This window comes from Nocardia stercoris, assembly GCF_003696265.1.
GTDB classification, from domain to species: Bacteria; Actinomycetota; Actinomycetes; order Mycobacteriales; family Mycobacteriaceae; genus Nocardia; species Nocardia stercoris.
Window position 1 is genome coordinate 1 of record NZ_RFFH01000054.1, and the last position, 821, is coordinate 821.

The 821-nt window shown below is 67.2% G+C and carries 1 protein-coding gene; it reads left to right on the plus strand.

All coding sequences use genetic code 11. The features are described 5' to 3' along the window. Nucleotides 1-821 (plus strand): acyltransferase domain-containing protein (locus EBN03_RS33540; RefSeq protein WP_147471808.1); only part of this gene is annotated, 821 nt, incomplete at both ends.

Genomic DNA, 821 nt, shown 5'->3' on the forward strand with positions numbered 1-821 from the left:
CTGGTGTTCCCGGGTCAGGGGGCGCAGTGGGTCGGGATGGGTGTCGAGTTGCTCGACACCGCACCGGTTTTCGCGGCGAAGATCGCCGAGTGCGATGCGGCCTTCGGGGAGCTGGTGGATTGGTCCCTGCTCGATGTGTTGCGTGGTGGCGAGGGTGCGCCGTCGCTGGACCGGGTCGATGTGGTGCAGCCGGTGTTGTTCGCGGTGATGGTGTCCCTGGCGGAGTTGTGGCGTTCGGTGGGTGTGAAACCGGATGTGGTGGTGGGTCATTCGCAGGGTGAGATCGCGGCGGCGTATGTTGCTGGTGCGTTGAGCTTGGAAGATGCTGCGCGCGTTGTGATTCTGCGCTCCAAGGCTTTGACCGGGTTGGCGGGCCGTGGCGGGATGGTGTCGGTGTCGCGTCCGGTGGCCGAGGTGTCCGAGCGGTTGGCGGGGTTCCCGGATTTGGCGGTCGCGGCGGTGAACGGTCCTGCGTTGACTGTTGTTTCGGGTGCGGTGGCGGCCTTGGAGGAGTTCCTGGCTGGTTGTGAGCGTGATGGGGTGCGGGCGCGTCGGATCGCGGTGGATTATGCGTCGCATTCGCCGCAGGTGGAGGAGCTGGAGGAGTCGCTGGCGGAGGCGCTGGCGGGCGTGACGGCGGGACCGTCGCAGGTGGCGTTCTGGTCGACGGTGACCGGTGGTCTGCTGGACACCGCCGGGCTGGACGCGGGGTACTGGTTCCGGAACCTCCGGGAGACAGTGCAATTCGAGCCGGTAGTGCGGGCGCTGGTCGCCGACGGTTACTCCGTGTTCGTGGAAGCGAGCCCGCATCCGCTGCTGAC